A 5,830-nucleotide genomic window follows, 5' to 3' on the forward strand; every position below is an offset into this window, starting at 1 on the left:
CAAGGAACGGACGCTTCCTTTGTACTCACCCTCTCGGGCTTTCCTCCGGGCGCTTCGTTTCGTTCTTGTGTCTCCGACTCTATCAGACTCTTTCGTGTCCGATTCCCAGTCAGCGGGATTCGCTTTCCAGTTCTTCGCTTTCGCGTTTCCCTTTCCGGCGAGACCGACTCTATCAGAAGTTTTCCACCGGATTTCCCGGCTTCAGATTCCTGGATGAGGAGTCGAGGGTGCCCACTCTGAATTGCTTCTTTGGGGGCTGCTGCCGAACTTGTCCAGTTCCAGGCAACCGTTTGACTCTACATGACGCCCCCCGCGCGCTCCAAATCGGCGCGACAGGAGCCCCTGCCCTCGTGTATGCCCCCACCAGTACGGGCTCCTGGGGGGCGGCGCCGGCCGCACACTGACGTCGTGCGCGGCAACTCCTTCGTAGTCCTCACCGGCCTGCCGGCCAGTGGGAAGAGCACCCTGGCCCGCGGCCTCGCCGTGCACCTGGAGCTCCCGGTCCTGGACAAGGACGTGATCCTCGAGTCGCTCTACGACTCCCTCGGCGTGGGTGATCACCCGTGGCGCCACAGGCTGAGCCGGGCCGCCGACGACATCCTGTTCGCTCTCGCTGCCGACGCCGGACAAGCCGTACTCGTGAACTGGTGGCACCGCGACACCGCCCCCCGCCGGCTCCACGAGCTCGACGCCCACCTGGTCGAGGTCTTCTGCGACTGCCCCACCGCCCTCGCCGCCGCGCGCTTCCGCACCCGGCAGCGCCACCCAGGCCACCTCGACCGGGACCTCACCCCCGAACAGCTCCACGCACGCGTCGCCGCCTGGGCATCCACCCCGGGCCCCCTCGAACTGGGGGGCCCAGTCCGGACCGTCGACACCAGCCGCCCGATCGACGCAGCCGCCCTAGCCAGGGATATCCGCACCCTGCTCCCCCACCCATCCCTCGGCGCAGAACCTTCTGGCCGGTGAGTCCCGATGATCGCCGCATTGCCGTCGCTGATCTGGCGAAGGCGCACGGTACCCACCCGGTGCATGAGCGGGACCTTGCTTGCCCTCCATCCGCGGCGGACGGGCCATCCGCCGCCATGACGGGTCCGGCGATGAGCGGACGTGCCTCGGAGCGCGGGTGCCAGGTGAAGCCATAGACGCCCGTAAACGCTGGGGTCGCCCGCAGGCCAAGCTCGAAGGCCTGCTCTGCCCGAGCGGTTCGGTCCATGGAAGACGGTCTATGGACGCCACCGCCTGTGGTCGTCCGACGGAACCTGGGAACGCCGACTCCAGCAGGTGCAGGCCGAAGGCTGACGCAGCCGGGGACATCGACTGGGGCATCTCGGTCGACTCGACCATCGTGCGGACACATCAGCACGTCGCTGGTGCCCGCCCTGAACCGCCGCCGGCTTCCGCCTCAAAGGGGGAAGCCGCGGCAGAACACCAGGGCGAAACGTCGTAGCAGAGCCTCCTTGCCCGCCTGGTGGAGGTGGTGCGGGAGGTGAGGGCCTGGGCGGCTCGCGGGGTGGGCTGGGCAGGCCGCGCAGGAAGCCGGACAGCCTCGCGGCGGGCAAGGCCTACAGCAACGGGCCGTGCCGCGGGTATCTGCGGCACCGGGGCATCCAGCACGCGATCCCATCTGGCTGCGGACATGACCGGCTTTACTGCATCAGCCCACGGATGCACCTGGGGCAAGTGCCAGGCCAGAGGCGCCAAGGAACGTTTCAAGGCTGATGACTCCGCTGCCGGTTCCGTCGTCGCACTCAGTCAGGAGCTCGGAGAGGCCCCCATTCCAGGAGTCGGATGTGTCGACCTCAGGGCCTGGATGACGCTCGACGCAGCCGGCACCGTGCCGGTAGCGGAGGGACAGGTACTGGCCCTCCGCCGTCCAGGCATCCCACTGGGACGGGTAGGCGGGACGCGTCTGCACGACCCGCACCAGCATCAGACCCTCGCCTCGACCCATCCGAGGATGGTCGCGCGCCAACGGAACGCGGGCAATCGACTTCAGGTCGACAGCGTGGTGATCGGCTGAACAAGTCCTAGGCCTCGGCGCACGTCCCGGCCGAGCAGCAGGGTGACAAGTCGGAGTGACAGGTCTCGACCCGGTGGGCATGATCGCTCAGTTGTCCGTCATGTATCACCTCGGAGGTGCGCCACGTCCATGGACCGCGAACGAATCTGGTCGCTCCCCTGGACCGCCGCCGACCCCGGCCGGAACGCCTTCGACTGGGACGACGACGAGGCGGCCCGGCTGACGGCGCTCGTCGTCCCGATGGTGCCTTCCGAGGCCGAGCGGGCGGCTTGCCCCGACCGGATGGCGGGCTTTCGCTTCACCGACGCGGTCACCGCACTCCTGGTGTCCCGCTACGGCCGGTGGGCCTGCGGTTGGGACCACTCGGTCCACAACGGGGGTCCCGTCGAGTCCTGGTGCTGTGCATCGGACTCGGTCGGAGAGGCCCAGGAGACTGCCCAACGCATCGTGGCCTGCCTGCTGGAGTGGCGTGACTGGCTGGAGGACATGGCCGCGCGGTTCGAGCAACTTGCGCCCCAACCCGATGCCAACGCCGAAGATCGGAGCTGGCACCTGGAGCGCGCTGTGACCCGCCTGGTCACCGCGGTCGTCAGCAGCACCCACGCCTCGTCATCCTGGTACAGGTTCTGCGACGTGACGCTGACCTGGTTCCTCACCTCCACCGGCCTGGGATCGGAAGAGGCCCGGAAGGCCCTGGAAGCTGCCATCGGTGGCCGGTTCAAGAGCCACGTCGCGCCCACCCCGATCCTGGTCGACACGGTGGCCGAGGATCTGGCGGTTCACCTGACCGGCCGCGGGTTCTACCGTGAGCACTGACGCGCTGGCCGCGTGGTGCCGGGTCAGGGAGCAGGTCGACTGGTGCTCGGCGCCGAGTGCGGGCCCGGCGCCGGGGCGCCCGGCCGTCGACGGACTCACCGTGTGGTTCGACGGTCCCGTCCGCCGGCGCGACCCGGCTCGCGCCGACCGGCTGCTCGCGGCGATGGCCCTGTCCCGCGAGGCAGCCTCACGGGGGGAGCTGCTCACCCCGGCTCTACTCGCCGGCTGGCAGAAGCTGGTCCTCGGTGTGGAGGAGGTGGGACTCCGCCGGAGCGACGCCTTCGCGAAGGGCGGCCGGGAACGGTACGGGCTCACGCCGCACACCTGGAAGGACTTCGCCGCCTGCCTGCACCAGAGCACCGACCCGTCGCTCCCCCTGGCCGCCCGCGCGGCCAGGGCGTACCTCGACGTCGCCTTCTTCCACCCCTACCCGGACGGCAACGCACGCCTGGCCCTGCTGGTCCTCGCCCACGTCCTGGAGAGGGAAGGAGTACGCCTTGACGAAGTGGGGCCGCTCCAGACCACCCGCTACGCGGACGACCCTGAGGGCGCTCTCGACTTGGCCGCCCTCGTCACCGTCCTGATCCGCGCCACCCACCGCCGGGCAACCTCACGGTGATTGCCCTTCCCCAACCACCCGTCAAGGCGGCTCAGTTGGTACGGATCGCCCGCTCGATCTCCGAGCCGGTAAGGGCCACGACGACCGCCCACGCCTCCCTTAGGGAGGCCGGCAGAAGCTCGCGCACCTCGTCCCGCTGAATCACGGTCGGCCCGCCCGGGACGACGAGCACGGCGTCCAGCCGTCGGAGCAGGACGGCCAGGAGCTCCAGGATCCCGTCCCCGCCGCAGCGGTTGAAGGTGATGCCGGTCGGGCTGCTGAAGTACACACCCGCCTCCTCCCCTCGGCCGTACGCACCAACACGAAGTCCGTCGCGGGGTCCTGTGCCACCAAGGGGGGACCGAGCGCCTCGCGGCGGGGATGCCGACTAGCACGAACAGAGACCGCGTCGACGATCGCTGAGGTCCCATCGACTTTGCCCCGGGCCCCGAGTTCGTCCAGCAGCGCCCGGTGGAGCGACGCCATAGGCCAGCGCCGGTCCATATCGTGAAGCGGCGATGCACGGTGGCGGGAGACGTGCCGAACGTCGGCGGCAGCTGCCGCCAGGCACAACCGGTCGTCAGGATGTACACCGCCACTGTGAAGGCGGCCCGTTCGTTACAGGGAGCGGTCCCACCACCTTGCGGTCGAGGCGCGAACGACGGCCAGCAGTAGCGGGCCAACCAACCAGGTTCGTGTTGAGATACGGCGCTGGCCACCACGGCACGCGGCCGGGGGCGACGTTGGCCTTCACCCAGCGCAGGGCGGCCTGCTGTAAGGAGCTCAGGAATCTGTCCACGTGAGACAGCCTCTGGACTCGCTCTTCATCTTCTGGCGCTCCTGAAGTGGTGCGGGCAGAGTGGGCGGCATGACAGACAGTTCCGGCCCTGTTCATGAGGACCTAGGCGACCGCACGGCAATAGAGCACATCCTCGGTCGTCCCTTGAATCAGACATGGCCGACGGGTGTACTGGCACCGGGCAGCCGGGTCACGGTCGTTCGCGACCAGGACTGGGACGGCCCTTGGCAGGTCGAGTTCCCTGGCACGATCGATGCCATGGGCGCACCCGAACCCAACACACATGCCCAGGCGCTCAAGGGCGAGCTGCTGTATTGGGTGACCTTCGACGAGTCGCAGTACGACTGCGACGGGGCCGGCCCCTATCGCAAGGCGCAGATCCGGGGTCGGTACCTACGGGCCGAGCAAGAGCCCGAAGCGTAGGGATACCACGCCTCATTCTCCACTCGAATCGTCCGTCGAACTGGGCCGCTCACCTGGGCATTCGCCGGACGTGGGGGCGTCCTCCGTCTGATCATGTACTCCGACCAAGGTGCGCGTGACCAAGACGAAGGCCGGGAGGTGAGTCTGCTGCCTGATGCCGTCCGGAGGGAGGCGTTCGCGGAAGCGTCACGCTTCCGGGCTGAGTTCTATGAGTGTCTTACCGACCGGCGTGACGAGGTGTTCGAGCTGACGGACGCGGTGCTGTGCGTCGATGGCCCAGTGGTCTCACCGGTGGACCTGACGCTGGTAGCCGAGGACCGTCGTGGGCACGGAGCGTTGTACGGAGCCCTCAACCGCGGCCTGATCGACGTGGACAGGCTGTGGTTGCTGCTGGCCGACATGCCGCTACCTCGCCTGGGCTGGTCGTATTCCTCCGTTGCTGTCCTGGAGTCGGGTCGCCAGGTCATGGAACGGGATCCTGGATGTGGTCCGGCTGGCGCCCGAGGACGACGCGATTGCGGCCACGCCGCCCAGCTGAGAGCCGTGGCCGAACAGCTCATCGGCGCCGGCCAGTGAACGCCGGGAGATCCGGCCATCACGATTGTCATGGACGCTGGCTACGACGTCACCCGTCTGGCCCGGGTGCTGAGGGATCTCCTCGTCGAGCTGGTCGGGCGGATCCGCTCCGACCGGGGGATGCGTCTACCCAAACCGCTGAGGACACACGGCGTCAACGGCCGGCCACCCAAGACTGACCCACCGATCGGCCTGGCTGGAGCACGACGGTGAACTCCCCATCATCGAAGGCACCCTGATCCGGTCGAAAGTCGAGCACCTCTCGAAGGAACGAGAAGCCCCGCGTACCTGCTCTGCCCGCCTCGTGTTCTCAACTGACCGGAACCGGCCCTGGCCGGCCCCTCGGATCGAAGAACCGGCGACCCGCCACCCGCTACGACGTCGGCAGAACCCTCAAACGGCCCGAGCCCCTCAAGGCCATCGGCAAACTCAGAAGATCTTGGTAGATAAAAAACTAAAGCCCTGTAAACGCAGAAAAGCCCCGCACCAGTTTCCTGGTACGGGGCTTTCCCACAATGATTGTTCGGCGGCGTCCTACTCTCCCACAGGGTCCCCCCTGCAGTACCATCGGCGCTGAAAGGCTTAGCTTCCGGGT

At 68.0% G+C, this 5,830-nt stretch carries 6 protein-coding genes, 1 rRNA gene and 2 pseudogenes; 6 read left to right on the forward strand and 3 right to left on the reverse strand.

Going from position 1 to position 5,830, the window contains the following annotated elements:
* Window positions 1-408 precede the first annotated feature (408 nt).
* The 4 genes from ACZ60J_RS39340 (at window position 409) to ACZ60J_RS39355 (ending at window position 3,458) form a co-directional block, all read left to right on the forward strand.
* A complete protein-coding gene (locus ACZ60J_RS39340) occupies window positions 409-969 on the forward strand; it encodes a P-loop nucleotide/nucleoside kinase family protein (RefSeq protein ID WP_469689044.1) in 561 nt (186 codons plus the stop codon).
* Window positions 970-1,194: 225 nt separating this feature from the next.
* Window positions 1,195-1,302 carry a transposase gene (locus ACZ60J_RS39345; protein ID WP_469689053.1) on the forward strand — a complete coding sequence of 36 codons (108 nt, stop codon included), beginning with the start codon at window positions 1,195-1,197 and terminating at the stop codon, window positions 1,300-1,302.
* An 850-nt stretch (window positions 1,303-2,152) separates the two neighbouring features.
* Window positions 2,153-2,839, forward strand: a complete 687-nt coding sequence (locus ACZ60J_RS39350; RefSeq protein WP_469689046.1) for a hypothetical protein — start codon at window positions 2,153-2,155, stop codon at window positions 2,837-2,839.
* On the forward strand, window positions 2,829-3,458 hold the full coding sequence (locus tag ACZ60J_RS39355; RefSeq protein WP_469689048.1) for a Fic family protein: 630 nt from the start codon (window positions 2,829-2,831) through the stop codon (window positions 3,456-3,458). Before ACZ60J_RS39350 ends, ACZ60J_RS39355 begins: the two co-directional genes overlap by 11 nt.
* Before the next feature lie 31 nt (window positions 3,459-3,489).
* Here ACZ60J_RS39355 and ACZ60J_RS39360 read toward each other — a convergent pair whose 3' ends face one another.
* Both ACZ60J_RS39360 and ACZ60J_RS39365 read right to left on the reverse strand, forming a co-directional pair.
* The gene (locus ACZ60J_RS39360) at window positions 3,490-3,726 is read right to left on the reverse strand and encodes a hypothetical protein (protein WP_469689049.1); all 237 of its coding nucleotides are present in this window, start codon (window positions 3,724-3,726) and stop codon (window positions 3,490-3,492) included.
* 199 nt (window positions 3,727-3,925) lie between these two features.
* Window positions 3,926-4,159 (reverse strand): annotated as a pseudogene (locus ACZ60J_RS39365) (transposase); the annotation flags it as partial.
* Between the two features lie 146 nt (window positions 4,160-4,305).
* Here ACZ60J_RS39365 and ACZ60J_RS39370 point away from each other — a divergent pair.
* Both ACZ60J_RS39370 and ACZ60J_RS39375 read left to right on the forward strand, forming a co-directional pair.
* Window positions 4,306-4,659, forward strand: coding sequence for a ferrous iron transport protein A (locus ACZ60J_RS39370; RefSeq protein ID WP_469689051.1), 354 nt, complete (start codon window positions 4,306-4,308; stop codon window positions 4,657-4,659).
* A 93-nt stretch (window positions 4,660-4,752) separates the two neighbouring features.
* Window positions 4,753-5,518, forward strand: a pseudogene (locus ACZ60J_RS39375) (transposase); the annotation flags it as partial.
* Between the two features lie 238 nt (window positions 5,519-5,756).
* Here the strand turns inward: ACZ60J_RS39375 and rrf are convergent.
* Window positions 5,757-5,830: ribosomal RNA gene (gene rrf / locus ACZ60J_RS39380) — 5S ribosomal RNA — on the reverse strand; the annotation flags it as partial.

Source organism: Streptomyces sp. NPDC104226 (assembly GCF_055584085.1).

Coding starts and splice junctions, on each gene's coding strand:
- ACZ60J_RS39370 (WP_469689051.1), top strand. CDS start 4,306: ATGACAGACAGTTCCGGCCCTGTTCATGAGGACCTAGGCGACCGCACG.
- ACZ60J_RS39350 (WP_469689046.1), top strand. CDS start 2,153: ATGGACCGCGAACGAATCTGGTCGCTCCCCTGGACCGCCGCCGACCCC.